The organism is Spirochaeta dissipatitropha (genome assembly GCF_054657935.1).
The window spans coordinates 50,532-74,486 of the sequence record NZ_BAAHXT010000004.1 but is presented as its reverse complement, the minus strand read 5'-3'; the positions used below and the strand labels follow the sequence as shown (position 1 = coordinate 74,486).

Sequence of the window (23,955 nt, the reverse complement as noted above, 5' to 3'; positions counted from 1 at the left end):
CTACTCCGTTTGAGATAATTCTGCTTCGCTAATCCATTCCTGGATAGTTGACTCAAGTTTGCTGACAAGCTCATCGAGCTGCTTCTCGGCGGTAATGTCATCCACACCGGAATCGGTGTGAACAGAAGCATAAAACTTGATTTTGGGCTCGGTTCCTGATGGGCGGGCACTGACCACGGTACCGTCACTTCCATAAAATTGCAGTACATTTGAGGATGGTAAATCGATATTCTTCACGCGTTCGCCGCTTTCAGGAATAATGGTCTCGCTGCTGCGGTAATCGATCATTTTAGTCACCACGGCTCCACCAAGATTTTTCGGCGGTTCGCTGCGCAGGCGTTCCATGAGACCGTTCATTATGCCTACGCCGGATTGACCCTTGAAATATTTCGAAACCAGAATCTCCCGGTACCAGCCATACTCGCGATAAATTTCACGCAAGCGCTGCATAACAGACTTGCCGGCCACGCGGTGGAACAAGGCCATTTCTGCAGTAAGGACAACGGCGCTGATTGCATCCTTGTCACGAACCCTGGTGCCGAACATAAATCCGTAGCTTTCCTCATCACCCATAATAAATGTTCCGCTGCCGGGATTCTTTTCAAGTTCGCGGATCAGTCCCGCAATATGTTTAAATCCGGTGAGTGTACGATAGGTATCCGCACCATAAGACTCAGCTATTTTATTCTGTAGTTCTGTAGTGACAACAGTGTTTGCAAAGACTGGTTTTTCCGGAAGGGTTCCGGCAGCTGCATGGGCCGAGAATACATAATCCACAAGGAGTGTTCCAAGCTGGTTTCCATTCAGAAGTACCCAGTCATCTCCGTCGGGAACAGCAATACCAAGGCGATCCGCATCGGGATCGGTTCCCATGACAATATCCGCATTGGTTTTCTTTGCCAGTGAAACAGCCATGTCCAGTGCGGCTGCTTCCTCCGGATTCGGAGATTCCACTGTGGGGAAGTCCCCGTCTGGTTCACGTTGCTCCGGTACTGTGGTGACCGGAACATGCAGTTTTTCAAGTACTGATTCAGATGGGTAGGCACCGGTTCCATGCAGAGGTGTGAATACTATTTTCAGGTCCTTGCCATGCTTTTTCAGCAGATCAGGAGAGACAACATTCTCAAGTACCATTTCAAAGAACTGTTCATCAAAATCTGTACCAAGGTATTCCAGCAGTCCCTTTTCGATAGCTTCTTCCCTGTCGAGGACGGTAACTGCTCCCTTTACTGCCTGAACCTCGCTGATAATTCCCTTGTCATGCGGTTCAACCACCTGGGCGCCATCATTCCAGTACACCTTGTAGCCGTTATATTCAGGGGGATTGTGACTGGCAGTAATCATGATTCCGACAGTTGCTCCCAGCTCACGTACAGCAAAAGATACCTGAGGAGTCGGGCGCAAATCCTCGAAAAGATAGGTCTTGATTCCATGAGCAGCAAAAACCAGGGCTGCTTCAAGAGCGAATTCCCTGCTGTATCTGCGTGAATCATGTCCGATCACTGCTTTCGGTGCAGGAACTCCTGCATTTGCTTCCACATACCGGGCAAGTCCCTCAGTCGCTCTACGGAGCACCAGAGTATTCATGCGGTTAAAGCCACCACCGATAACACCTCGAAGTCCACCGGTACCGAATTCGAGGTCGGTATAAAAACGATCCGAGAGTTCGTCACTCATGCCAGCCGCAGCAAGTTTTTCCACCTCAGCGCGAAAGGTTTCATTCTGTTCAAGTTCAATATATTCCCGGGCACGTGCCAGAATAGCGTTATGGTCCACCATATCCTCCATGTCGTTGTTTGCTTCAGAAAACTCTATCATCTCAGGCTGATTTCTGCTACCACTTACAGGTATGGGAAAGAAACAGAAATCTCCCGGAAATGCCGGAATGAAGCTGGACTTTGACAGTTTTTACATCAGTCAATGGGCAGAGCGCTGGGCATCGATCCGAGCCGCTTTCAACATGGATGATATCTACTTTGATCTTCATGAAGGCCTGCGGCAAAGCTATTTTCTGGATCCAGCTTCTGTCTGGGCTGCAGAATTGCTGCCACTACCCGAAAATAATCAGGCTGCCTGCCGCATTCTCGACCTCTGCGCTGCACCTGGAGGGAAATCACTGGTACTGATTCAGCGATTGGCAGCTGCCGGCATAGCTTTCCACCTGACTGCAAATGACCGTAGTTCACAGCGGCGACGGCGACTGCATTCGGTTATGGATCAGCATCTCCCCGCTGATGTACGTGAATCGGTCAGGATAAGCGGGCACGACGCATCCCGCTGGGGATTGCATGAGAAAAACAGTTATGATCTGATTATCGCCGATGTCCCCTGCTCCTCCGAACGTCATGTAGCAAATTCGCCGGAACACCTGGCAAGGTGGAGTCCTGCACGTGCAAAGCGACTGGCTCAGCAGGCCTATGCTATTCTTCTGGCTGCTGTCGATGCTGCTACACCTGGAGGATGGATTCTATACAGCACATGCTCGGTAAACAAAGCAGAAAATGATGGAGTGATCGAACGCGTCCTGAAACGCCGAAAGGGAGAAGTTGTGGCTGAAGAAATAATCAATCTGAAAGATTCTGTTCCGCACTGGATTCCCGGGATCGAGACAAGTCAATACGGAGCACAGATCCTGCCCGACAGTTGTGATGGTGCCGGTCCTATTTTCGCGGGTCTTCTGAGAAAGTCGCCCTTGTAGAAATCATTCCGAACGTTTATAAAGGTGATCCCATGAATCTGAAAGCCGAACTGAATCAACGACAATATAAAGCCGCATCAACCATCGAAGGCCCCGTGCTGATTATAGCCGGAGCTGGTTCCGGAAAGACAAGGGTAATTACCTTCAGAATAGCTCATATGCTGGATCAGGGGATACATCAGAGTCAGATTCTGGCTCTGACCTTTACCAACAAGGCAGCCCGCGAGATGCAGGAAAGGGTCAAGGAGCTGACCGGAAAAAAACTTCAGCAGCTCACGGTTTCAACCTTTCATGCATTCGGTGTAAAGGTTCTGCGCGAAACGATTACCTCAATCGGCTACAAGGAAAACTTCTCTATTTATGACACGGTTGACCAGGCATCGCTACTGAAGGAATCAGCCCGCGAAATCGATTTTGATATGGACGGTGAAAACACCCAGGATATTCTCGGAATATTTTCGAGAATAAAGACAAACAGAAATGACTGGGATTCGGTCACCAGTTATTACAAGGATCTGTATGTAAGCTATCAGAGGCATCTGAAGCTCTATAATGCTGTTGATTTTGATGACCTGATTGTGCTGCCGATGCAGATTCTGGACAACAACCCGGAAATTCTGAACAAGTACACCGAACGTTACCGCTACATAATGGTTGACGAGTTTCAGGATACATCCATGGTGCAGTACCGATTCATGAAACTGCTGGCAGATGGCTCCCGAAACATTTGCGTGGTAGGAGACGATGATCAGTCTATCTACAGCTGGCGCGGGGCGAATTACGAGAACATTATAAGTTTCGAGCGGGATTATCCTGAACTGGTAGAAATCAAACTGGAACAGAACTACCGCAGTACAGACACCATACTTGAGGCCGCAAACACCCTGATTGCCAACAATACCAACCGGAAAGGTAAGGAATTGTGGACCGGTACCAAGGGTCTGAGTAAAATCGAAATTGCCTACCCTGAAAACGAGCGTGATGAAGCAAGATTCATTGCCGAGCAGATAAAGGCGATCCACATGAGGGACGAGGTGAAGTACGGTGAGTTCGGAGTTCTGATCCGTACGAACACCCTGTCCAGGGCGATTGAAGAGATGTTTCTGATTGACAATATTCCCTACAAGATGAGCGGTGGAACGAGTTTTTATCAGCGCAAGGAAATAAAAGACGTAATCTGTTATATGAGAATTCTGGCTAATCCCGAAGATGATGTCAGCCTGCTGCGCATAATGAATGTACCCAGGAGAGGAATCGGAGCGAAGACCCTTGAGCAGTTGAGAAAGATAGCCGATCTGCATGACTGGAGCCTGCATACCGCGATTCAGGCGGCTGTATATGCCACTGACAGTCCCTTCAACGAGCGTGCAAAAACAGATCTGCGGGCATTCCTGACCTTGATTGAATCCTTCAGGCCCAAAATACTCTCTCCCAGAAAAATCGCCCCTACTCTGACCGAACTCATGAAAGCGATCGATTACTGGGAATATCTCATGAATGAACATGACGGGGACGAAAAAATTCCAACCTGGAAATGGCGCAATATTGAAATATTTATTCAGAGTATTGAAGACTATGAGAAACACCCCGATAACATGAATCCAAGTCTCTTCAACTATCTGAACAGAATTAGCCTGAATACCAAGGATGAGCCGGATGACGACGAGGGCAAGGTGAACCTCATGACCATTCATTCAGCCAAGGGTCTTGAGCATGAGGTGGTCTTTGTGGCTGGAGTCGAGAGTCATATAATTCCGCATGCCCGTGCGATTGAGGATGATCCGGCCAACATCGAAGAAGAACGCCGGCTGTTCTATGTTGCTATTACCAGAGCCAAACAGAGACTGATCATGACCTCCTGCCGGACCAGAAAAATCATGAGAGACACCATGGAATGTGCCCCTTCACCCTTTCTTCAGGAACTACCGGCACATCTGATAGTGGAAAGTCAGGAAGCAACGGATATTGCGGTCGAAGAGGCTACGGATTATTTTGATCTCATGCGGAAGAAACTCGGGACTCCACGCTGAGCAAAGCATGCAAGTCCCTGAATACTTCCTGCAGGCAGATTGAGCTTGCGACCTCAGCCTGCTATACTATCGATCTCATGGAAAAGAAACGAATCAACGATATAGAACTTTGCGCAAAGGCCGACTTCCCGACCCAGTTCGGAGTTTTTACATTATACGGCTTTACTGACCATGCCAACGGCAAGGAGCACACTGCAGTTGTAAAGGGAGATGTCCAGGGGGCGAAGGACTGCCCGGTACGTGCTCATTCGGAATGTCATACCGGTGATATCTGGGGCTCTCTGCGCTGTGACTGTCGGGAACAGCTTGAGGCATCGCTTGAATACATTGCTGCTGAAGAAATCGGTGTAGTACTGTATCTTCGACAGGAAGGCCGGGGAATCGGTCTGGTGAATAAAATTCGGGCATACGAGCTGCAGGATCAGGGCATGGACACCATTGAAGCAAATGTTCACCTTGGATTCCCTGCGGAAGCCCGCGATTATGGAGTAGCAGCCGATATGCTGCGCCTGTTGGGCGTGGAATCAGTAGCGCTCATGACAAATAATCCCGACAAGATCGAAAAGCTGAAAGCCGAGGGTATCGAGATCAGCCGCAGGATCCCCATAGTTATTGCTCCCAACAGTCATAACGAGCGCTACCTGGGAACCAAGAGGGATCACATGGGGCACATGTATTAGTCCCACTATCTATTAGTCCAGTTAGTCCAGGAGCAAAGGTTTTTCCATACCACGGATCTGCTCCCAAAGCACAATCAACCAGTCCCGCAGTCTGATCCACCAGGGAGCTTTTTCAGCGGCGTCAGAGGCACGTAGGGGGGCACTGAAGATTTCCTGCTCCCCTGAATAAAACACCAGACGCCCGAGCTCTGTCCCGGCATCAAACTCTCCACGCAGCCTGCGCTCGACCTGAAATGAAGCCGAAACATCATCCATGTTAATTTGTGGAAGGCTGATTGCAGTACCGGAGGACGCCCACTCAGCATCTACATACAACTGGATTTCAGCTGAACGGCTACCATAGACCCTGACGGTACCAGGATCAGGAATATCCAGTTCTACATTGGTAAATTCATTGAACCCATACTCAAGCAGATCCCGACTGACCTCGGCCCGCTTGATATTACCATTGCGTGAATCCGGTGCCTCAACCCCCAGTACAACGGCGATAAGACGCCGGCCACCGCGCTCGGCAGTGGAAACAAGATTGAAGCCAGCTGAAGGGGTGGTTCCGGTCTTCAGTCCATCGGCATCTGGCATAATCCAGAGCAGACGATTGTAATTCTGCTGATATATGGGATTTTCGAAATGCCCGGGAAGGAGATTCTCCTGCAGCGGAAAGCCGTAATTCCGGATGGAATGATAGGAAGCGATCGCTTGCGGATGCCTGTTAACGTACAGAAAAGCAAATTGCGCCATTTCCATGGCGGTGGTTGTATTGTCCCTGCTGTAGCCTGAGGGTTCGACCATGCGGGTATGTTCAAATCCCATCCCGGCAAGCCGGCGGTTGGCAAGATCAACGTATTCATCTACAGAATCGGCCAACAACAGAGCAGCAGCTACAGCAGCGTCATTGCCGCTGGGTATAGCCAGCCCCAGAAGCAGATCATGCAGGCTTGCCCGCTGACCAGGCCCAAGAAACATTAAAGAGGATCGCGGTGGAGCATTGCGCGCCCAGGCAGCAACAGGAATCGGAATATCCCCATGCAGATCAAGTCTGCCATCAGAAACTTCCTCAAGCAGAAAATACATGCTGATCAGTTTAATGATTGAAGCAGGAGGAAGGACTTCATCCGGGTTATGTGAATAGAGTACTGCACCGGTCTGTGCATCCATGAGAACAGCTGCCCTGGCATCGACCTCGGCATGTGCAGGCTGAAAAACACTGCTGCTCCAGTTCAGAGGAGCGGCTGTCGCTGGTAATGGTGATGGTGCCGATAATGCTGCAGGTGCATCCGCGACTGTCGGCATAATTGAAACACAGAGTAAAAATAACGCAGCTGCAGTACTCACAAAATGTTGTAGGAATCGCATAGCAGCGGATTGTAGCATAAAGACGCGAGCTTTGGTACTATGCTGCAACCATTTTTCTCAAGGAGTGATTTTATGCACAGCTCATTCAGTTCGAGTGAAGCAGCCGCGGATATTCGAATCCGCAGACTTGTAATGGCAGCCTTCTTCTCGGCCGCAATAGCGGCCGGTTCATATATGAGTATTCCGCTTGGTCCGGTACCGTTTACCCTGCAAACAATGTTTGTAATACTCTGCGGACTCATACTCAAGCCGCTATGGTCACTGACCGCACTCAGCGCCTATCTGCTTATGGGAACAATCGGTCTCCCGGTTTTTTCTGCCGGCAGCGGTGGCATCGGTCATCTGCTGGGTCCTACCGGCGGCTACATTCTGTCGTTTCTCCCGGCAGCAATCCTGGCATCTCTGCTGAGTAGTATTGGAGCTGACAAGCCTTCTAAAGCCCGAGGTATTGTTGTAGTGCAGAATACAGCAGCCGGAATCGCTGCAAGTGCAGTAATCTACACAGGCGGAGTTCTGCGGCTGGCACAGGTCACCGGAATGGAATTGACACAGGCAGTAAATGCCGGAATGATGCCATTCCTGCTCGGAGACGCCCTGAAAATTGCTGCCGCAGTATCATGCGCAGCTCTCATGCGGCCGATCCTCAAACGCTGGAGCATATAGGGCCGATGAACCTGGATCAGACAACGCAGGAACTCTTCCGGATCTCCGACCTCAGAATCTTCAACGAGGATGGTATAGAGATTCTACCCGGGTTCAGCGCAGTTATTCCCGAGGGAGGCATTACCCTGCTCACCGGTCCGAACGGGAGCGGAAAAACATTGCTGCTCAAGACACTGGTCGGGCTCATACGCAGCTGGAAGGGCCTCTGCAGCTATCGGGGACACCCGCTTGAAAAATCAGGCAGACAGATCAGGAAGGAAGTCGGTTTCCTGTTCCAGAATCCCCTGTACCAGCTGGTAGAGCGTACTGTCCTGGATGACATTATACTCAGTCGGCGCAGCCAGGGGCAGAGCCACACAGAGGCGGTCGAAGCATCCCGAGAAATAGTAGAAATGCTGGAGCTTGAAACACTGCTATCCCGCGACCCCTACAGCCTGTCATCCGGAGAGCAGCGAAGAACGGTCATAGCCGGTCTGCTGGCCTCCGGTGCGCGCTGCCTGCTGCTTGACGAACCATTCACCGGGCTTGATTTCCCTGGAGCCTGCAGTCTGATCCGTCACATGCTCAGACTGAAAGAAGCCGGTTACACACTAGTGGTATGCACTCACGATCTGGGAAAGATAATCAGGCACGTTGACCACTGCATCGTCATGCATAAAAACGGAAAACGTTTTGAAGGCAGCCGCGATGAATTTCTGACAAGTCAGCAGACAGATCCGGAACACCTGCTTCTGGAACCGGTCTTTCTGGACATTAAAGGAAGATATCCGTGATACTGTTCATGCTGTTCAGCATAAGCATCGCTTTTCTTTCACTGCCGGCCAAGGCGGTCGCACTTGTCTATCTGCCGGTTCTTTTCAAGCTAAGCAAACTGCGGATACAGTACCTCAGCCCTCCTCTGAAAATAGCAGTTTTCTTCAGTTTGATAATCCTTGCCGCACGGGTGTTTCCTGCGGCAGACCAAAGTCTGAAAGAGCTGTTGACCTCAACCATCGATACCGGAAGCAGCTACTTCCTGTTGTTATCCCTCGGGGTATGGATTAGCCGCAGCATGTCCTCTGCAGAATTGAGCGCTATACTGCAGACTCCAGTCCAACTTACCGGAAAACTCGCAGGACACCGCGCCGGGAGTCTTACTGCAGCTTTTATTTCAATTATTCCTGTTGCACTGAGCCTGTTCAATCGCCTGCGTGGAATTGCACGGTCTGCCAATCAGGCTGTCAGTCTGCGCTGCAGCAGATTCAGCATTCACAGCGTCCGCTATCGGGCCGGAAGCATGACACGCCTGGGGACGGAACTTGCCCTATCCACAGCCGATTCCCTGATTCTCCGCGGCTGGAATCCTGAAACCATGACTGAAATATCCGGAGACCGACAACGACATCTTTCCTTGCTCCCCCTCTTACTCATTTCCGCAGTAGATATATTCATTGCGATCCTGTATTCTGCCTGATATGAGCACCGAACACAAAACAGCTGGCTTTGACCCCTTTGACCTCTCTGCAGCAGGAATCGTTTTCCGGGACTCCCAGGAAGAAATCCGCAGCAACCTGAAGCTGATTATCCGGATCCGCTGGTTCGTGTCTCCCAGCATCCTTGCCATTATGATGCTTGCCGGATTCCTCGGCATGACCAGCCGCAGCGACTTCTCCATGGATGACATCTACATTAATGCAGTCAATATGGGAATCATGCTCATTCTGAATCTTCTGTATCTGGTCTTATCACGCAAAGTGAAGGATCTCCGCCCACTCGTACTGCTTCAGCTATTTATAGATGTAGTCCATTTCTCGTTCACCATATACAAGACCGGAGTCATAACCAGTCCATTCTCTTTCCTGTACTTTTTTGTGATTTTCTCCGGTGCCCTGCTGGTGAGCTCCCGCACCGCCTACCTGACCGCAACTATTTCATCACTGCTGTTTGCTGCAATGGTGATACTTGAACACCAGGGAATAATTCCACACCAGGCCTTCTTCAGCCCCATGAGCGGCATTGCTGATAACCAGGCATATGTCCTGCTGACCATAGGCTTCACTATAGGTTCCATGTATGCATTTGCAGCCCTGGCGGGATTCCTGACCGGCCTTATCCATAAGCGCCAGCAGGAACTGAAGGACTCTGTCCATATGCTCCGGGACAAGAACAGCAAGATGCTTCTACTCTACCGAACAGCTGAGGCCATGAATCAGCATACCAATATAGATGAGATAGCAGAATACATTCTGGATGAGCTGATGAGCTTCCTGAATCTGGACCGCGCCCTGCTGTATCTGAACGAAGCAAACCGTGAGCTGCGATTGATGATGGTGCGTACACGTGGAGGAAAAACCGACAACAGTGTGAGCCTGAGCATTCCGCTCCGCCTTGATGCCGGACTGACCGCCAGAGTCGCCCTTGAACAGGAAGCTTATAACATCAAGAAACCTGAAGAATCCGAGCTGATTAACAGAGAACTGGCCAAAAAAATCGGTCTGAATCCCTTTGCGATTGCTCCGCTCGTATTAAGAGGCCGGACGGTCGGCGTTCTGGGAATAGACCGGAGCCAGGAAGCAATCGACGACGAGGAATTCCAGATTCTCAAAGCCTTTGCCAACCAGGCCGCAATTGCGATGGATAGTGTCAGGAATCAATAACAGCTGTCAGGACTGACGGGTCAAATAATAATGTCAGGACCAGTGTATCTATCTTTGCTGGCGCGTACCGGCAAACCGAGGTCGTGCGCCTGAAGTACCTTTCTCAGCTATTCCAACTGAACGACTCCATGCCGGTACCCGGCTCTCCGCTGCAAGTCCTCGTCCGGGCTGTTCGGAGTCACCATCATTCATTGGTTCCCTTGCAAGGATTACCGGTATGGAGTGGCAATCGGCTCTCGGGCTTCGTCACCTTCGCCCTGCCGCTTGCCCCCGGACTGCGGGCTATCCGCTGCGATCCGTCGCGCAACTCGTTAGCTTTGCACCATTATTCATTGTTTCAACACCTGAAAAGCTGTATTCTTATCTATCATGGTTGAACGAAAGTCCTGGGACAGCGCCTACGTGTTGAGGATGTCGAGCTGGTGGACAAGAGCTTTGTCAGCGACGAGCTTCTGGATCGCGAGAGTGATGTTATCTACAAAATCGATCTGCCTGGCCGTGAGGTGTATGTCTATGTGTTGTTGGAGTTCCAGTCCACCCCGGGAAAAACCATTCCGGTCCGCATGCTTTTGTACATCCTGCAGCTGTATGACCAGCTGTTTCGCAGCAGCACCAAGGGAGTACTGCCGGCAGTGTGTCCGGTTCTCCTGTATAACGGCAGCCGTAACTGGACCGTGCCAGGTAACATCAGCAAACTGATTGCCCCTGAAATCCCGGCAAAGTACATCCCAAGCTTTGAGTACTACCCCATCATTGAGCGCGACATACCATCGGAAAAGTTGCAGCGTATCAAGGGGCTGGTAGCAGCGATCATGTATCTGGAGCAGCAGAATGATGATGAAGAATTACGGCAGACAATAGACACAGCCATCGACATGATCGCTGAGGAACAACCCGAGCAGCTGCGTCAGTTCAGTCACTGGATCAACCGGATGTTCCGCGGCTCACTCGGAAACAGCGAAATCGACAAGGTACAGCAATTAACGGAGGTTAAGACTATGTTAGCAGAAGTAGTAGACAAGATTGAACAGCGGGGAGAACAGCGGGGCATGCAACAAGGCATACAACAAAAAGCGCATGAGGATGCCCGAAAAATGCGGGATGAAGGACTGGAAATAGCATTGATCTCTCGTATCACCGGCTTGAGCGAAGAAGAAATCCGCGAGCTATAACAACCTCCCGGACTCTTGCCGTACCTGCCTGCAGTGCATTACGGTATCCAGTATGTCTGGGTTCTTCTGCAGTGTATTCATCCGTTTTCTGTTGTTCTTCTCCCAAAAATCACTGTGACAACTACACGCATTTACCATAAAGATGGTGAGTAAGGTAAAAGACCTAATCGTTTAATATAACAGCTACTCCTTAGTCTTAGGTATGCAAAAGCATCACTTCCGAAGGGGTTCCGTGTTTAGGATGCCGGGGACGTACTTTTATTTCCATTTCAAGATCCATCTGGCTTAGATATTTTATCAGAGTAGACAACTTTATGTCAGTACGTCCTTCAATCCGGGAGATTGCCGGTTGAGAGAACCCTTTCATATCCGCCTGCTTTATGTTGTACTTCTCCCGCAGTTCAGCAAGATTGAGCATCAACAATTCCCGTTCAAATAACTCATTGGAACGAGCGATAGAATCTTCGGACATCACGCTTTCCATCGCTTTCATCGCATCTTTTATAATTGCCATATCATCCTCCTCCAATTACCGTGAGGCCAAATATTCTTCATACAACGCTTCCGCACGCGCTATCAATTTCTTATAGAACCGTTTATCTTCAGCTCCGCCTTTTACATCACCAATTAAGAGCAGGCAAACACGTTCACCGGTAAAGATAAACACAATCCGGTACTTTCTCCCGCCTGCCTGGACCCGCAGTTCCTTTAAATTCGGGTACTTACTGCCTTTCAGCGTATCCACATAGGGACGCCCCAATGACGGCCCTTTCTCAAGCAGCAGCTTCACATAGGCCCGGACGGCCTCCTGTACCGGCGACTCTTGAGCTATGAACCAGTCCAGGTATTCTCTCGTACTTTCTACTACTGCTCCCATTGACATAATATAACCTCTATGTAATATACCTTCAAGCTAATAGTTCTTGTTTTACCAAAGCCGCCATTTCCACAACAATGCTTCCTTAAGATTGGCCACCGCTGTTTGGTACTCTTCGCTGGTTTCCCGGTACAGTTCGTTTTCTCTCGGTTGGTAACGCTTGAACTGTATTTTCAAGCCTTCGGAGCTCACGTGGGTGTAACGGGCGTGGTTTTAATCGAGGAATGACCCAGGAGCTCCGAGACGGTGCGCACGTCAGCCTCGGCTTCCAACAGGTGTGTCGCGCAGAAATGGCGTAAGAATTCGCACTCGCATCCTCAGAAATACCTGTTTGTGAAGTTGTTGCAATGCTTTCCCGGTCTTAAAAAGCACCTGACCATTGTCAGTCCAAATACTGTGCTGAAACTATGGAAGAATCAACTGAAAAAACACTGGACACATCCCCGCAAGATTACCCCCGGACGACCTCCAGTATCCAAAAAAATACGATCACTTATTCTGGACATCAAATCCAGAAATCCATCCTGTGGCTCTCTGCGCATTTCCGGAGAATTGCAGAAACTGGCGATCGATGTCTCAGACGAAACAATACGCAGAATTCTGAACGACGGCTACAAAACCGGTGACCTCAAGCCAACCGGCAGCTGGAAGCGCTTTCTTGAACTGCACTATAATAGCCTGCTGAGCTTCTTGCAAAATTACATTCTGCAAGAGCATTCGCAAGATCATAAATTGTTAAGTTGTTTTATAAAACTAATTAACAATTCCCCACCTATGCGAGAAGGAAATTGCAATAGTAAGTGCAATTTCCTTTGGCCTGCGATTACTTTACAGTAGACACGCTTTGCTTCAAGCGCATGTATGTATTCTTCATTCTCGAATTGAAAACGAGATCAATCAAACAGTTCGGTATAACTACCACCCCGAACATGGCCTTTGTCCAGAACCAGCTCAAGGGATTCATGTATGACCGTTGTGGTGAAACTACATGGCTTGTTCACGACAACTCAGGTGAGTTAAAATGGACTGATTACGAGAAACTGGGAATTTCGGATGTAGCTATTACACCTCATTCACCGAATATGAATGCATTTGCTGAACGCTTTATTGGCTCTATCCGTCGAGAAATCCTCAACAAGATGCTTATCTTCAGCCGCCGTCAGTTGCATACTGTAATATCCGAATATGTCAGCTGGTATAACACTCACCGGCCGCATCAGGGAATCGGGAACCAGTGTCCAAATAGAGCACCACCACAAGCTCATGGAGAAATCCACAGCGAACCGGTACTCTTCGGTCTGTACCATAACTACTACCGGAAAGCTGGCTGAGCTAAATAACTTCCTTGATAGTTACAGCTCCTCACCGTGCATCAAAATAATCCATGACCTTGCTGTATTCTCAGATCAAGAAAAAACCCGAAATTAGTCTGATTCACTGCAATATGACCAAAGGTCTCCTTCTCTGATATTGTAAAAGAACAAATATTTTACAAAAATACTGTGACAACTACACTCATTTGCCGGATAATGCACGGGTTATGAGTTTTGTGGTAGCACGGGAGTCGATCCCTGCCGGTACCCGGCTCTCCGCTGCAAGTCCTCGCTCGGGCTGTTCAGACAGAGCAGTATGTACCGGTTCCCCTGCAAGGATTACCGGTATGGAGTGGCAATCGGCTCTCGGGCTTCGTCACCTACGCCCGGACGATTGCCCCGGACTGCGGGCTTTCCACTGCGATCCGTCGCGCAACCCGTGTCCTTATCGTGGTTTCGCATTATTGGCCCATTGTTCTCAGTTGATTCAGCAGATGAATAGGAGTACAATCTACTTATGAGCACCAAAGACCGTCCGTTGAATCCCATGGCAGATATTTTTGTTCGTTATCTGCTGGGGTCGGAAGAAAACAAGGATATTCTCATTGATTTTATTAATGCCGTCTTTGTGCAGAAAGGTCATGAGATTGTGGTTGAACTGGAGATCAGGAATCCTTTTAATCTGGCAGTAGTACGGGGCGACAAGGAGAGCATTCTCGATGTAAAGGCGAAAGACACGACCGGCCGATGGATCAATGTGGAAGTACAGGTCGATGATAATGGCAGCTTTGCCAACCGCAGCCTGTATTACTGGGCCAAAAACTATGCCGATCAGCTCAAATCGGGAAACTTCTATCGGGAACTTGCTCCAACCATCTGCATTAATCTGCTGAATTTCGAGATCTTTCCGCAACTACCTGGCTACCACAGTTGTTTCCATATTACCGAACAGGATGCACCGGAGTTTGTATTAACCGAGCACCTCCAGATTCACTTTATTGAGGTGCCCAAAAACCATCGGGAACATGCCAGTGATGTAAAAGACAAACTGGATGGGTGGATTTTTTATTTTGAAAATGAAGGGAACATAGAGGAGGATCAAATGACTGTACTGTTAAAAGATAATCCGGCAATCGGAAAGGCCCACAGAGTCTATAAGGACTTCACCGCAAACGATGAACTTATGGATATGGCTGAAGCCCGAGAAAAGTGGCGCCGGGATGTAGACTCTCGACTGCATAATGCAAAATTAGAAGGCATACAACAAGCTCGGATAGAGGATGCCCGAAAAATGCGGGATCGCGGCTTTTCTATCGAAGACATTGCTGACATCACCGGCTTGAGCGAGGAAGAAATCCGCGACCTGTAAAAGCCTCCCGGACTCTTGCCGTACCTGCCAGCAGTGCATTACGATAACCAATATGTATGGGTTCTTCTGTAGTGTATTCATCCGTTTTCTGTTGTTCTTCTCCCTGTCCCGCTCCCGGCGCAAAGCAGCATTTTTTATGCTGCTTGCTGAAAACCAGCTGCTGAAGCGGCAGCTCTCCCGGAAAAACATAAGGATTCGCTGCTCGCATCCTCAGAAATACCTGTTTGTGAAGTTGTTGCGACGCAGTCATACATGATGCCAGAATCGCAATCGCTACGATGAACACAAAAGCATTCAGGAATTTCCAAATACTCATATAATCCTCAGTACTTAATACACCCAGTCTCTCTGCTGCCATGCAATCATTATGTCGATTTATTCAGGGCGAGACAGCAATCCGTATCCACCGATGTACAGGTAGGTTTCACCACGGTACTGCCGATAACACAGGCGTTGGGTATAGAATTCGCTGTCGTTTTCGTTACTGGTGTGAAGTCGGGGATAAAAGCCGATAGCCGATACAGGTTTGACCTCCAGCCCTTTCTCAGACAGCTGGTAGCGAAATTCCAGAACGCGGGTGTTATCATCGGAGTGTTCCCATGTCCATGGCCAGTCGGGTGTGTGTGTCTGGCTTGCTGGTTCCCCATCAACCAACAGTTGCATTGCTACCAACATGGTACCATCTTCCTTGAACTCCATTGTTTTCAGATGCTCAACCGAAGTAACGATAGGTTGGAACCCCTGACTTTTCCATTGCTTGGTAGATCTGCGCGAACGTTCATTCTGATCTAAAAATACCAAATCATAGGTGTTAGCAGCCCGTCGGTCATAAACCTCATGGATTACTATCTGCCAGGTTCCATACAGGTCATCAGCAGCAATAGTCTGCTCCAGACACGTGCCGGTATTAGCTGAGTCATCAATAACCCTCACCTGCTGGTCATCAATAATCATGTCGATTCGACTGGCGGTCTCCGGAAGGCTGGCGCAAGCGGCTAGACCAATGCTTAGCAAAACACATATAAATACACTTTTAATCATTTTTTCTCCATTACCATACTGACTTGATTTCTACTGTACTACATGTTTTTCAGTTCTGCCACTTGTCGCATAATACATACAAGCATTAAATTCCTGAGCCCACGGCTCTACTTAAAACCTCCTTATGTTTCGGGAGAGTATAGTCCATCCAGTAGAAATCCCCCAACCAGCGCTATCCAGGCTCAGACATCTGGAAAAGACTGTTATTTTCCGCTGTTTCAGACTATAATTTGACCGGAGTTCTACATGAGACCAACACGATGTTCCACCATTCTTACCAGCTTGCTGCTGTTTCTACTGTTGCCGGCTGTACTTTCTGCTTCCGGGTCTGTGCGTGCCCTTGGAGCTGTACTTGATCTCCGTGACCGGGATTTTACCGTAGACGGGGCTGTGGAGCTGAATGGTGAGTGGTCGTTCCACTGGAACGAGCTGGTGGATCCTTATGTGTTCCGTGCGGGACAGCTAACGGAACAGCCCCAGATATGGAACCGGATACCGGGGCAGGACTTTGGAGGTATCGGGTATGCCAGCCAGCAGCTGCGTGTTCTGCTGCCGGAAGCTGCTGTCGGAAAGGTCCTTGGCCTGCGAATCACTCATGTCTATACCGCCTACGAACTCTATGCGAATGGGGAGCTGATCGCTTCCAATGGAATCGTTTCCAGCGAGTCAAATGCGGCGAGGGCGCAATATCTGCCGCAGGCGGTATATTTCCAGTCGGATAGTCCCGAGGTTCTTTTTACCCTGCGCATGTCAAACTACGAACACAGCAAAGGCGGTCTCGCCGAACCGCTGCTTATCGGACGGGCCGGGCAGATTGGAGAGCTTCGCGAGCGCCGTATTATGGCAGAGATGATTACCGTCGGCATACTCGGCATAATCGGTCTGTATCATTTCATGATTTTCATGCTGCGAAACAAGGAAAAAAGCGCGCTGTTTTTCAGTCTGTTCTGTGTAATCATCAGTTTTCGGACCATGCTCATGGGTGAGCGTCTCTGGTACTTCTTCTTTCCGGCATTCCCCTGGGGTATCGGGCAGCGGCTGGATTACCTGACGATCTGTCTCTTCTACCCGATGTTTGTTACCTTTATCAGACTGATTTATCCTCGCGAACTGAAGAAAAGACTTCACCTGCTGATTCTTGTTCTCAGTGGTCTGTTTGCCATAATTATTATCACAACACCTACCACATTTTTCACCCTGATCCTCACCTACTATAATCTATTGATTGCTCTGACAGGACTTCTGGTGATATATGCCCTTGTTCTGGCAGCTGTGCGTGGCAGAAGCGGTGCCAGGCTGCTGCTGGCCGGGGGTATTGTGTTCTTCCTGACTGCCCTGAACGACATTCTCTACAATCGAGGATTGATTCAGACGACATACCTCTCCACCCTTGGGCTGGTGGTGTTTACGGTGACCCAGACGATTGTGCTGTCCTACCTCTTTACCCGGGCATATGCAATCATCGAGGAAATCAATACCTCGCTATGGCGTTTTGTTCCACAGGAAGTACTGAAATATCTCGGTAAGGAAGAGATTATTGATATCAAGCTCGGTGATCAGATTCATGGCACATTGACTGTTCTCTTTGCCGATATCCGCGGGTTCACCGGTATCTCGGAAAAAATGACTCCCCAGGAAAACATAACCTTTATCAACGCATTTCTGGCTGAAACCGGCCCCGTAATCCGCAAAAACGGTGGATTCATTGACAAATACATCGGGGATGCGATTATGGGAATATTCCCGGATTCACCTCTGGGAGCTATGAACGCTGCCCTTGAGCTGCAGACGGCTGTAAATCATTTCAATCAGAAGTATTCACAGTATGATAATATTCGCGTCGGGGTCAGCGTACATTCAGGACCGATTATGCTGGGGATCATAGGTGAACTCGAGCGGCTGGAGAGTACGGTAATATCAGATACGGTCAATGTAGCGGCGCGAATCGAGAAGCTGAACAAGAAGTTCGGTACTGATATAACCATTTCTGACAGCGTCTACCATGAAATCCGGGACGAAGGTTTTGTTACCCGCTTTATGGGAAATGTAAAAATCCGCGGGCGAGAACAGCATATCGGCGTCTATGAGCTCACCGGTAAAACAAGCTAAAAGAGTATTTGCACGATCTGCAGTTCATGGCCTATAGTACTATTATGAAAGATCTCAACTGCGAGACAGTGTACCCGGACTATCTGGAAAGTTTACTGTCAGGTGACAGAAATCGCTGTTATCTCATTGTCAGACAACTAATCGATGCTGGCACATCTGTACGGATACTGTATACAGATCTGTTTCAGCGATCCATGTATGAAGTCGGCAGTCTCTGGGAGCAAAACCGGATTTCTGTTGCTGTTGAACATCTTGCAACCTCGATTACCGAGAGCATGTTCCCCCTGGTGTATCCGATTATCTTTTCAGCTGAGCATATTGGTAAAACTGCGATTATATCCTGCATTGCCAATGAGTATCATCAGATAGGCGGTAAGATGATTGCTGATATTTTTGAACTGAACGGCTGGGACGGCTATTTCCTGGGAGCCAACACTCCGCTGCAGGACCTCCTTCACATGATTGACGACAAACGTCCAGATGTTCTGGGGCTGTCGGTAAGTATCTACGAGCAATCATTGCCCCTTGCTGGGATTCTCGACAGAGTGAAAGATTCTTTTCCTGATCTTACTGTTATTGTCGGTGGACAGGCCTTTGTGAAAGGAGATGTTGAACTCGGCAGTCATCGTGAAGAAATCAGATATATTAATTCTGCACATGAGCTTGAAGCCTGCATACAGAGAGAAGACTTTGCATGAACGGTGAGAAAGCACTGCTTGACTACATGAGGGAGGAATCACCTTCACTGATTTTCGAGCTTGACCACAGTGGAGAAATTCTCGGCTGCAATGCTGCCGCGGAAAGCATGAGTCATGCTGACCCCACAGGAAGCAATTTCCGTGAAATCCTCCTCGACTTTGACAGTAGCTTCCGGATTACTGACATGCTTGAAAAAGGCCCTGAGCGCATTCTCTGTAATCTGAATCAAAAAGGAGAACTGCCGCAGACATACTATTTCCGCTTCATTGATTGCGGCAAGAGTATACTTGCAATAGGTGAGATTGATCACAACGAAATAATTGACATGCGGCAGAATCTCGTCCAGATGAACAACGATTTCAGCAATCTGAACCGTGATCTACAGAAAAAGACTGCCGAGCTGCAACGTACCAACCAGCAGAAAAACCGATTCCTTGGCATGGCAGCCCATGATCTACGAAATCCAATTGCGTCGATCTGTTCTCTCAGCAGTTTTCTCATACAAGGCAGTGGGAATCAGCTCCAGAAGAATGAGAGAGATCTGTTGTTTCTTATCCAGGAATCAGGAGAGTTTATGCTCAGCCTGCTGGAGGATCTGCTCAGCATTGCAAAAATCGAATCAGGACAGCTGCATCTGAACACTGAACAGATAGATTATACAGCTGAGCTCAAACGGACAATTGCAAGCAATCAGATTCTGGCATTAAAACGTGACATTAAAATCTACACAGATTTTGAAACACATCTGCCTGAACTCATCATCGACAAAATGAAAATCCGCCAGGTTCTGAATAACCTGCTGAGCAATGCTATAAAATATTCACCGGATTCAACCGAGATCCACGTCAGTGCTTTCAACGACGGGAACTTTGTAATCACCTCAATCGAAGATCAGGGCATAGGAATAGACGAGGAAGAAATTGCCCAGCTTTTTGTGCCCTTTCACGAATCAAAGGCAAAAAGTTTCGGTGAGGAGCGCAGCACGGGTCTCGGGCTGTCCATCGTTCAGAGGATTGTGATCGGGCATGGGGGCAGAATCTGGGTAGACAGTACACCGGACAAAGGAACAGTCTTTTTCTTCAGTCTGCCGATCACACAATCATAATCCGTTCACCTGAGCGGAACAGACTGATCTGCCGGGTTGATTCCGATAGGCAGATTGAGAGGGCTTCACAGTCCAGGGTTATGCCAGCGGCAGCTGTGTGACGTGCACCGAGTCCCGGGGTCAAGCCGGTAACATTGTTGTCGATTCTCAGATAGGTTCCGGCAGACATTATGACTCCGTCACCCCGTATGACAAAGGCCCCATCTATTCTTGAAAATTCCTTGATGGTTTCGGTTATGCTCGGATCCAGAATATTACGTTCACTCTCATCATAGCCCTGGAAGGGATTTATGACCATCTGCTGGCAGTGTTTTTTAACATGCTCGTAATCCCCGAGTACGATTAATGTACCGACCGATTTCCCTTCCCTGCCTTCCTGGGCCAATTCAGCCATTATCTGCATTGCACGCATGAACACCTGCTGATCCAGGCCCTCGGTCTTGCCGGAAGCCGGCATGGAAAAAAACAGCTTGAAATCCCGGGCCACATCGCTGAGGACGATCGTATCCAGCTGATCTCCTGTCAGACCGAACACATTGACGACCTTGTCACCCTTGTGAATGAGCCCGCGCGAGAGCGCCATCAGCATAGTAATTTCTACCTGATTCGAGCGATTAAGTCCCTTGAATGGAACAAGAAGATGATGATCATACAATGAAGCATCTATATCATCGCCCACATCTTCACTGCCCACCAGAACCACCGTCCTTCCCTGGCGGCGGAGATTTGCAAGCAGACCGGAACTGGCACTCTCGCCATGCACCATGACGACCCGGGCATGAACCCGCTCGGCAAGCTGACCGGCGTACTCACCCATGACGGTAGCAGTACGGGATTTGCTGGCGGCCTGATCACGCGGCGGGGTTTCAGTAAGTATCTGGAACATCTGACGACGTCCGGCAGCGGCCAGCAGACGCTGAACAAGTCCCTGCCGCTGCAGCAGACGAGCAAGCTCGCTGAGAACCTTCAGATGGTTCTCCTCTGATCCTACCAGTAGAAACACCAGATGCACCCGTTGATCGTCACGAGCGTCATAAATCAGACCCCGGCGGCTTTTTCCTACGGCTATATAGCTACCTTCAACGCCTGGAAGCTGGGCATGAGGCACCGCAATCAGTGGAGAAATACGTGTCGACATGAGTTGTTCACGCTCCCATATTGCAGTGCTGATCTGATCCTGATCAAGTCCAGGAAGGCTGGCGCACAGGGCTTTTACGAGCTCGAGAACCGCGCCTTCTTTGGTGCTGCGTTTCAGGAGAATTATCCGGTCGGGGCTCAGGTATTCAGCAATTGACATATCTTTATATTAGCTTGAGAGGACTCACAATACAAGTAAGAACGGATCAGTTCGTATATTCCTGACAGCGTGGGCAGTAGTGAGTTGCGCGCTGCCCGACTATAATGCGCTCCACTATTGTTCCGCAACGCAGACAGGGTAAGCCGGTACGTCTGAAAACCCGGATGTCCTCCTGATTCTTTCCGCTATTGCCATCAGGCAGGGTAAAATTAGCCTTGCCATGACCAAGACTGGTTCCAAGGTTCCCGATTCCCCTGTTAAGCACCTCAATTATCGCGTGGTGCAGGCCTAGCAGTTCAGATGGTTCCAGGCTTTGAGCTGTCCGTAATGGATGTATTGAGGCTTCAAACAAGGCTTCATCGGCATAAATATTACCGACTCCAGCAATCCTGCGCTGGTCAAGCAGAAAGCTCTTGATCGGCTTCCTGCTGGCGGCAGCGAGCTGTCCAAGCAGCTCCGGGCTGAAATCCGGAGAAAGGGGTTCAACACCCAGTCTGGATTCCACATCTGCGAGATCTGCGCTGTAGAGCATTCTGGCAAACCTACGCGGAGCATATAGACAGAGCCTGCGTCCATCATCCAGGGCCAGGGCGGCACGGACATAGGCAGTCTCATAACTGTCTGCAAGAAACAACCTTCCGCTCATCCTCAGATGAATCTGCAGCCATCCGCCGGGCTTGTCGCCATGCAAATTCGCGGGTTTAGCGCCAGATTTATCGCCTGGTTTATCGGTGGGACGCATCTGCAGCAAAGGGATGAGAATATACTTGCCCCGGCGCTGCAGTGGGCCGATGTACATTCCCTGTACAGCACGGGCAAAGGCTTGTTTGTCACCGCCTACGGTATTCTCCCGTTCAACGTAGCTGCCTGTTATCTCCAGGCCTTCAATTCCGGCTTTTCTCAGTGATTCAATTGTCGTATGTACTTCAGGTAATTCCGGCATATACTGGTCCTTCCTACAAAAGGGCTATGGGGTCGACATCTACTTCAAGATGCATTCCGGCAGCCAGAGTGAAATCGTCCAGAGCAGCGGCAAGGTTACGGTGCATGGCTCCACCGTCTGTGCCTCTCAGAAGCAGCTGATGACGATAGTTTCCGGAAATTCTTCCCAATGGGCATTCGCTGGGTCCCAGAACATCTCCGGGAAACCTGCCCTTGCTGTGAAGCAGGGACGCCAGGCTCTGGGTGGCCTGGACTACGGCCTGTTCCTGTTTTCCTCTGACGACCAGACGAATCATTCTGGAAAACGGAGGAAAGCCAGTCATCTTGCGGACCTCGATTTCAGCATCATAGAATCCAGCTACATCTCCAGCAGCGGCACGCTGTATTATAGGATTATCCGGCTGGTAGGTCTGTATGAGTACCTTCCCGTCGGGATGATACCGTCCCGCCCGGCCGGCAACCTGGGTTATGAGGGTAAAGGTCCGCTCGGCAGCGCGAAAGTCCGGCATATGTAGCCCGGTGTCAGCGAGTACAATTCCGACCAGCCGCAGTTTCGGAAAGTTAAGTCCCTTGGCTACCATCTGTGTTCCAAGCAGTATGTCGGTCTTTCCATCCCGGAATTCCCTGAGTATCCGCTCTGCGGCACCTTTTTTGGCAGCAGTATCGGTATCCAGGCGATCTATTACCGCAGCAGGAAAATGCTTGCGAACCTCGTCCTCAATATGCTCGGTTCCGAAACCGGAATATCCCACATCCAGCGAGCCGCAGTCGGGACAGACATCCACGGGCCGGGTGGTATAGCCGCAATAATGGCAGACCATTCTACCGCGCTGTTTGTGAAGTGTAAGACCGACAGAACAGTGCGGACACTGCATTTCATGTCCACAGCTACGGCAGTGAAAGAAATGCGAGAAACCCCGTCTGTTCAGAAAGAGGATTGTCTGTCTCCCTGCTTCCATGGTCTCCTGCATTTCCTGCAGCAGACGCTGCGACAGGGCATTTTGCTCACGCCGCATGTCAACAATATCTATCTGCGGCATACCGCCCCCAGCCACCCTGTCAGGCAACCGCAGGCAGCTCAGCCCGCCTGTATTCATGAGATGCATTGCTTCCACAGATGGCGTTGCACTGCCCATAATCAACACAGCCTGCTCACTGCTGCAGCGCTTCATGGCCAGTTGCCTGGCATGATACCGGGGTCTGTCGCCGGCCTTGTAGGCTCCCTCATGTTCTTCATCCAGAATAATCAGACCAAGATTCTGTACGGGAGCGAATACAGCGCTGCGGGCACCTATGACCATGCTGGCCTCTCCACGTTTGATCCTGCGCCACTCACTGAGTCGTTGGGAAGGTGTCATGCGCGAGTGCAGGATTGCGGCTTTATCCCCGAACCGAATCCGCAGAACCTCTGCAACCTGATGGGTCAGGGCTATTTCCGGAACGAGATAGATGATTCCCTGTCCCCGGGACAGGAAGTGCTCAGCACTCTGCAGAAAGACTTCTGTTTTTCCGCTGCCTGTAACACCATATATGTAGAATCGGGTTCCACTCCCGGAAGTTACCTCTCTGATTGCCTCGTTCTGGTCTTCTGTTAAACTTACTGCATGCTCAAGGACAATCGGCTCGGCACCTCCGAGTGCGGCGGCCTTCCGCTCCTCTTTTGCGCTGGGCATCATGGTCCCGAGACATTCACCCCAGCTTGCAAAATACATCCCTGCCATCCATCGGGCGAGTTCGATGAGTCCGGGTGTAAGTACGGCTTCTTCATCCAGAACCTTTTCAATAGATTTAACCTTGTAACCCACAGGTGCCGTTTCACTTACAGAAACTACAACTCCCTGCAGAGACCGATTTCTGAACTGGGCTATTGCGCGGGATCCAATCTCGATTTTTTCCGGCCAGCTGTAACTGAATGTCCGATGCAGGGGCAGTGAGAATGCCAGCTCATAATAGTACAAGGGCGCTCCTTTC

At 49.8% G+C, this 23,955-nt stretch carries 24 protein-coding genes; 13 read left to right on the top strand and 11 right to left on the bottom strand.

Features of this window, described 5'->3' with window-relative positions:
• Entirely contained in the window at positions 1-1,818 is a 1,818-nt protein-coding gene (locus tag ACYQ2L_RS05780; protein WP_460052404.1) for a phospho-sugar mutase, read from the bottom strand.
• 31 nt (positions 1,819-1,849) lie between these two features.
• Between ACYQ2L_RS05780 and ACYQ2L_RS05775 the strand changes: the two genes are divergently transcribed.
• From ACYQ2L_RS05775 to ribA, 3 genes are all read left to right on the top strand, one after another.
• Positions 1,850-2,698, top strand: coding sequence for an RsmB/NOP family class I SAM-dependent RNA methyltransferase (locus ACYQ2L_RS05775; protein ID WP_460052400.1), 849 nt, complete (start codon positions 1,850-1,852; stop codon positions 2,696-2,698).
• Between the two features lie 32 nt (positions 2,699-2,730).
• The gene (locus ACYQ2L_RS05770; protein ID WP_460052397.1) at positions 2,731-4,728 is read left to right on the top strand and encodes an ATP-dependent helicase; all 1,998 of its coding nucleotides are present in this window, start codon (positions 2,731-2,733) and stop codon (positions 4,726-4,728) included.
• 77 nt (positions 4,729-4,805) lie between these two features.
• The gene (gene ribA / locus ACYQ2L_RS05765) at positions 4,806-5,408 is read left to right on the top strand and encodes a GTP cyclohydrolase II (RefSeq protein WP_460052395.1); all 603 of its coding nucleotides are present in this window, start codon (positions 4,806-4,808) and stop codon (positions 5,406-5,408) included.
• Between the two features lie 21 nt (positions 5,409-5,429).
• Here the strand turns inward: ribA and ACYQ2L_RS05760 are convergent, their stop codons facing one another.
• Positions 5,430-6,761 (bottom strand): D-alanyl-D-alanine carboxypeptidase family protein, encoded by a 1,332-nt coding sequence (locus ACYQ2L_RS05760; RefSeq protein WP_460052392.1) that lies wholly within the window; start codon positions 6,759-6,761, stop codon positions 5,430-5,432.
• Positions 6,762-6,833: 72 nt separating this feature from the next.
• Between ACYQ2L_RS05760 and ACYQ2L_RS05755 the strand changes: the two genes are divergently transcribed.
• The 5 genes from ACYQ2L_RS05755 (at position 6,834) to ACYQ2L_RS05735 (ending at position 11,232) form a co-directional block, all read left to right on the top strand.
• A complete protein-coding gene (locus tag ACYQ2L_RS05755; RefSeq protein ID WP_460052390.1) occupies positions 6,834-7,424 on the top strand; it encodes a biotin transporter BioY in 591 nt (196 codons plus the stop codon).
• 5 nt (positions 7,425-7,429) lie between these two features.
• Entirely contained in the window at positions 7,430-8,197 is a 768-nt protein-coding gene (locus tag ACYQ2L_RS05750) for an energy-coupling factor ABC transporter ATP-binding protein (protein WP_460052386.1), read from the top strand.
• Complete coding sequence (locus ACYQ2L_RS05745; RefSeq protein WP_460052384.1) at positions 8,194-8,877, top strand: hypothetical protein; 684 nt, start codon at positions 8,194-8,196, stop codon at positions 8,875-8,877. The genes ACYQ2L_RS05750 and ACYQ2L_RS05745 overlap by 4 nt, the downstream gene beginning before the upstream one ends.
• A gap of 1 nt (position 8,878) precedes the next feature.
• Complete coding sequence (locus ACYQ2L_RS05740; RefSeq protein ID WP_460052381.1) at positions 8,879-10,060, top strand: GAF domain-containing protein; 1,182 nt, start codon at positions 8,879-8,881, stop codon at positions 10,058-10,060.
• 386 nt (positions 10,061-10,446) lie between these two features.
• Complete coding sequence (locus tag ACYQ2L_RS05735; protein WP_460053218.1) at positions 10,447-11,232, top strand: Rpn family recombination-promoting nuclease/putative transposase; 786 nt, start codon at positions 10,447-10,449, stop codon at positions 11,230-11,232.
• Positions 11,233-11,428: 196 nt separating this feature from the next.
• Here ACYQ2L_RS05735 and ACYQ2L_RS05730 read toward each other — a convergent pair whose 3' ends face one another.
• The 4 genes from ACYQ2L_RS05730 to ACYQ2L_RS05715 all read right to left on the bottom strand — a co-directional run bounded on the left by ACYQ2L_RS05730 (position 11,429) and on the right by ACYQ2L_RS05715 (position 12,826).
• A complete protein-coding gene (locus tag ACYQ2L_RS05730; protein WP_460052377.1) occupies positions 11,429-11,746 on the bottom strand; it encodes a helix-turn-helix domain-containing protein in 318 nt (105 codons plus the stop codon).
• A gap of 15 nt (positions 11,747-11,761) precedes the next feature.
• A complete protein-coding gene (locus ACYQ2L_RS05725) occupies positions 11,762-12,109 on the bottom strand; it encodes a type II toxin-antitoxin system RelE/ParE family toxin (RefSeq protein WP_460052373.1) in 348 nt (115 codons plus the stop codon).
• Positions 12,110-12,297: 188 nt separating this feature from the next.
• Entirely contained in the window at positions 12,298-12,381 is an 84-nt protein-coding gene (locus ACYQ2L_RS05720; RefSeq protein ID WP_460053213.1) for a hypothetical protein, read from the bottom strand.
• Between the two features lie 304 nt (positions 12,382-12,685).
• Entirely contained in the window at positions 12,686-12,826 is a 141-nt protein-coding gene (locus ACYQ2L_RS05715) for a hypothetical protein (protein WP_460052371.1), read from the bottom strand.
• 164 nt (positions 12,827-12,990) lie between these two features.
• Here ACYQ2L_RS05715 and ACYQ2L_RS05710 point away from each other — a divergent pair, with 164 nt between their 5' ends.
• Both ACYQ2L_RS05710 and ACYQ2L_RS05705 read left to right on the top strand, forming a co-directional pair.
• On the top strand, positions 12,991-13,440 hold the full coding sequence (locus ACYQ2L_RS05710) for an integrase core domain-containing protein (RefSeq protein ID WP_460052368.1): 450 nt from the start codon (positions 12,991-12,993) through the stop codon (positions 13,438-13,440).
• Between the two features lie 499 nt (positions 13,441-13,939).
• Positions 13,940-14,791: an Rpn family recombination-promoting nuclease/putative transposase gene (locus ACYQ2L_RS05705; RefSeq protein ID WP_460052365.1), complete on the top strand. Its 852-nt coding sequence runs from the start codon at positions 13,940-13,942 to the stop codon at positions 14,789-14,791.
• On the opposite strand, the gene ACYQ2L_RS05700 is transcribed toward ACYQ2L_RS05705, so the two are convergent.
• Positions 14,754-15,149 (bottom strand): hypothetical protein, encoded by a 396-nt coding sequence (locus ACYQ2L_RS05700; protein ID WP_460052361.1) that lies wholly within the window; start codon positions 15,147-15,149, stop codon positions 14,754-14,756. The genes ACYQ2L_RS05705 and ACYQ2L_RS05700 overlap by 38 nt on opposite strands.
• Positions 15,150-15,166: 17 nt before the next feature.
• The gene (locus tag ACYQ2L_RS05695; protein WP_460052356.1) at positions 15,167-15,832 is read right to left on the bottom strand and encodes a hypothetical protein; all 666 of its coding nucleotides are present in this window, start codon (positions 15,830-15,832) and stop codon (positions 15,167-15,169) included.
• Positions 15,833-16,078: 246 nt separating this feature from the next.
• Between ACYQ2L_RS05695 and ACYQ2L_RS05690 the strand changes: the two genes are divergently transcribed.
• The 3 genes from ACYQ2L_RS05690 to ACYQ2L_RS05680 are packed head-to-tail and all read left to right on the top strand — an operon-like array spanning position 16,079 to position 19,745.
• Positions 16,079-17,941 (top strand): adenylate/guanylate cyclase domain-containing protein, encoded by a 1,863-nt coding sequence (locus ACYQ2L_RS05690; RefSeq protein ID WP_460052354.1) that lies wholly within the window; start codon positions 16,079-16,081, stop codon positions 17,939-17,941.
• A gap of 44 nt (positions 17,942-17,985) precedes the next feature.
• Positions 17,986-18,639: a cobalamin B12-binding domain-containing protein gene (locus ACYQ2L_RS05685; protein WP_460052350.1), complete on the top strand. Its 654-nt coding sequence runs from the start codon at positions 17,986-17,988 to the stop codon at positions 18,637-18,639.
• Entirely contained in the window at positions 18,636-19,745 is a 1,110-nt protein-coding gene (locus ACYQ2L_RS05680) for a sensor histidine kinase (RefSeq protein ID WP_460052346.1), read from the top strand. The genes ACYQ2L_RS05685 and ACYQ2L_RS05680 overlap by 4 nt, the downstream gene beginning before the upstream one ends.
• Here ACYQ2L_RS05680 and ACYQ2L_RS05675 read toward each other — a convergent pair.
• From ACYQ2L_RS05675 to priA, 3 genes are read right to left on the bottom strand one after another with little or no spacing between them, the layout of a single operon-like run.
• On the bottom strand, positions 19,732-21,042 hold the full coding sequence (locus ACYQ2L_RS05675; protein WP_460052342.1) for a PTS sugar transporter subunit IIA: 1,311 nt from the start codon (positions 21,040-21,042) through the stop codon (positions 19,732-19,734). The genes ACYQ2L_RS05680 and ACYQ2L_RS05675 overlap by 14 nt on opposite strands.
• 46 nt (positions 21,043-21,088) lie before the next feature.
• On the bottom strand, positions 21,089-21,985 hold the full coding sequence (gene mutM / locus ACYQ2L_RS05670) for a bifunctional DNA-formamidopyrimidine glycosylase/DNA-(apurinic or apyrimidinic site) lyase (RefSeq protein ID WP_460052339.1): 897 nt from the start codon (positions 21,983-21,985) through the stop codon (positions 21,089-21,091).
• A 13-nt stretch (positions 21,986-21,998) separates the two neighbouring features.
• The gene (priA, locus tag ACYQ2L_RS05665) at positions 21,999-23,942 is read right to left on the bottom strand and encodes a replication restart helicase PriA (RefSeq protein ID WP_460052335.1); all 1,944 of its coding nucleotides are present in this window, start codon (positions 23,940-23,942) and stop codon (positions 21,999-22,001) included.
• Between the last annotated feature and the right edge of the window lie 13 nt (positions 23,943-23,955).

What these genes read in the sequence shown, in the direction of transcription:
- ACYQ2L_RS05715 (WP_460052371.1), bottom strand. Translation starts at nt 12,826, where the DNA reads ATGCTCTTGCAGAATGTAATTTTGCAAGAAGCTCAGCAGGCTATTATA.
- ACYQ2L_RS05760 (WP_460052392.1), bottom strand. Translation starts at nt 6,761, where the DNA reads ATGCGATTCCTACAACATTTTGTGAGTACTGCAGCTGCGTTATTTTTA.
- ACYQ2L_RS05700 (WP_460052361.1), bottom strand. Translation starts at nt 15,149, where the DNA reads ATGGCAGCAGAGAGACTGGGTGTATTAAGTACTGAGGATTATATGAGT.
- ACYQ2L_RS05705 (WP_460052365.1), top strand. Translation starts at nt 13,940, where the DNA reads ATGAGCACCAAAGACCGTCCGTTGAATCCCATGGCAGATATTTTTGTT.
- mutM (WP_460052339.1), bottom strand. Translation starts at nt 21,985, where the DNA reads ATGCCGGAATTACCTGAAGTACATACGACAATTGAATCACTGAGAAAA.
- ACYQ2L_RS05730 (WP_460052377.1), bottom strand. Translation starts at nt 11,746, where the DNA reads ATGGCAATTATAAAAGATGCGATGAAAGCGATGGAAAGCGTGATGTCC.
- ACYQ2L_RS05680 (WP_460052346.1), top strand. Translation starts at nt 18,636, where the DNA reads ATGAACGGTGAGAAAGCACTGCTTGACTACATGAGGGAGGAATCACCT.
- ribA (WP_460052395.1), top strand. Translation starts at nt 4,806, where the DNA reads ATGGAAAAGAAACGAATCAACGATATAGAACTTTGCGCAAAGGCCGAC.
- ACYQ2L_RS05740 (WP_460052381.1), top strand. Translation starts at nt 8,879, where the DNA reads ATGAGCACCGAACACAAAACAGCTGGCTTTGACCCCTTTGACCTCTCT.
- ACYQ2L_RS05725 (WP_460052373.1), bottom strand. Translation starts at nt 12,109, where the DNA reads ATGGGAGCAGTAGTAGAAAGTACGAGAGAATACCTGGACTGGTTCATA.
- ACYQ2L_RS05775 (WP_460052400.1), top strand. Translation starts at nt 1,850, where the DNA reads ATGGGAAAGAAACAGAAATCTCCCGGAAATGCCGGAATGAAGCTGGAC.
- ACYQ2L_RS05770 (WP_460052397.1), top strand. Translation starts at nt 2,731, where the DNA reads ATGAATCTGAAAGCCGAACTGAATCAACGACAATATAAAGCCGCATCA.
- ACYQ2L_RS05690 (WP_460052354.1), top strand. Translation starts at nt 16,079, where the DNA reads ATGAGACCAACACGATGTTCCACCATTCTTACCAGCTTGCTGCTGTTT.
- ACYQ2L_RS05685 (WP_460052350.1), top strand. Translation starts at nt 17,986, where the DNA reads ATGAAAGATCTCAACTGCGAGACAGTGTACCCGGACTATCTGGAAAGT.
- ACYQ2L_RS05755 (WP_460052390.1), top strand. Translation starts at nt 6,834, where the DNA reads ATGCACAGCTCATTCAGTTCGAGTGAAGCAGCCGCGGATATTCGAATC.
- ACYQ2L_RS05750 (WP_460052386.1), top strand. Translation starts at nt 7,430, where the DNA reads ATGAACCTGGATCAGACAACGCAGGAACTCTTCCGGATCTCCGACCTC.
- ACYQ2L_RS05780 (WP_460052404.1), bottom strand. Translation starts at nt 1,818, where the DNA reads ATGATAGAGTTTTCTGAAGCAAACAACGACATGGAGGATATGGTGGAC.
- ACYQ2L_RS05675 (WP_460052342.1), bottom strand. Translation starts at nt 21,042, where the DNA reads ATGTCAATTGCTGAATACCTGAGCCCCGACCGGATAATTCTCCTGAAA.
- ACYQ2L_RS05695 (WP_460052356.1), bottom strand. Translation starts at nt 15,832, where the DNA reads ATGATTAAAAGTGTATTTATATGTGTTTTGCTAAGCATTGGTCTAGCC.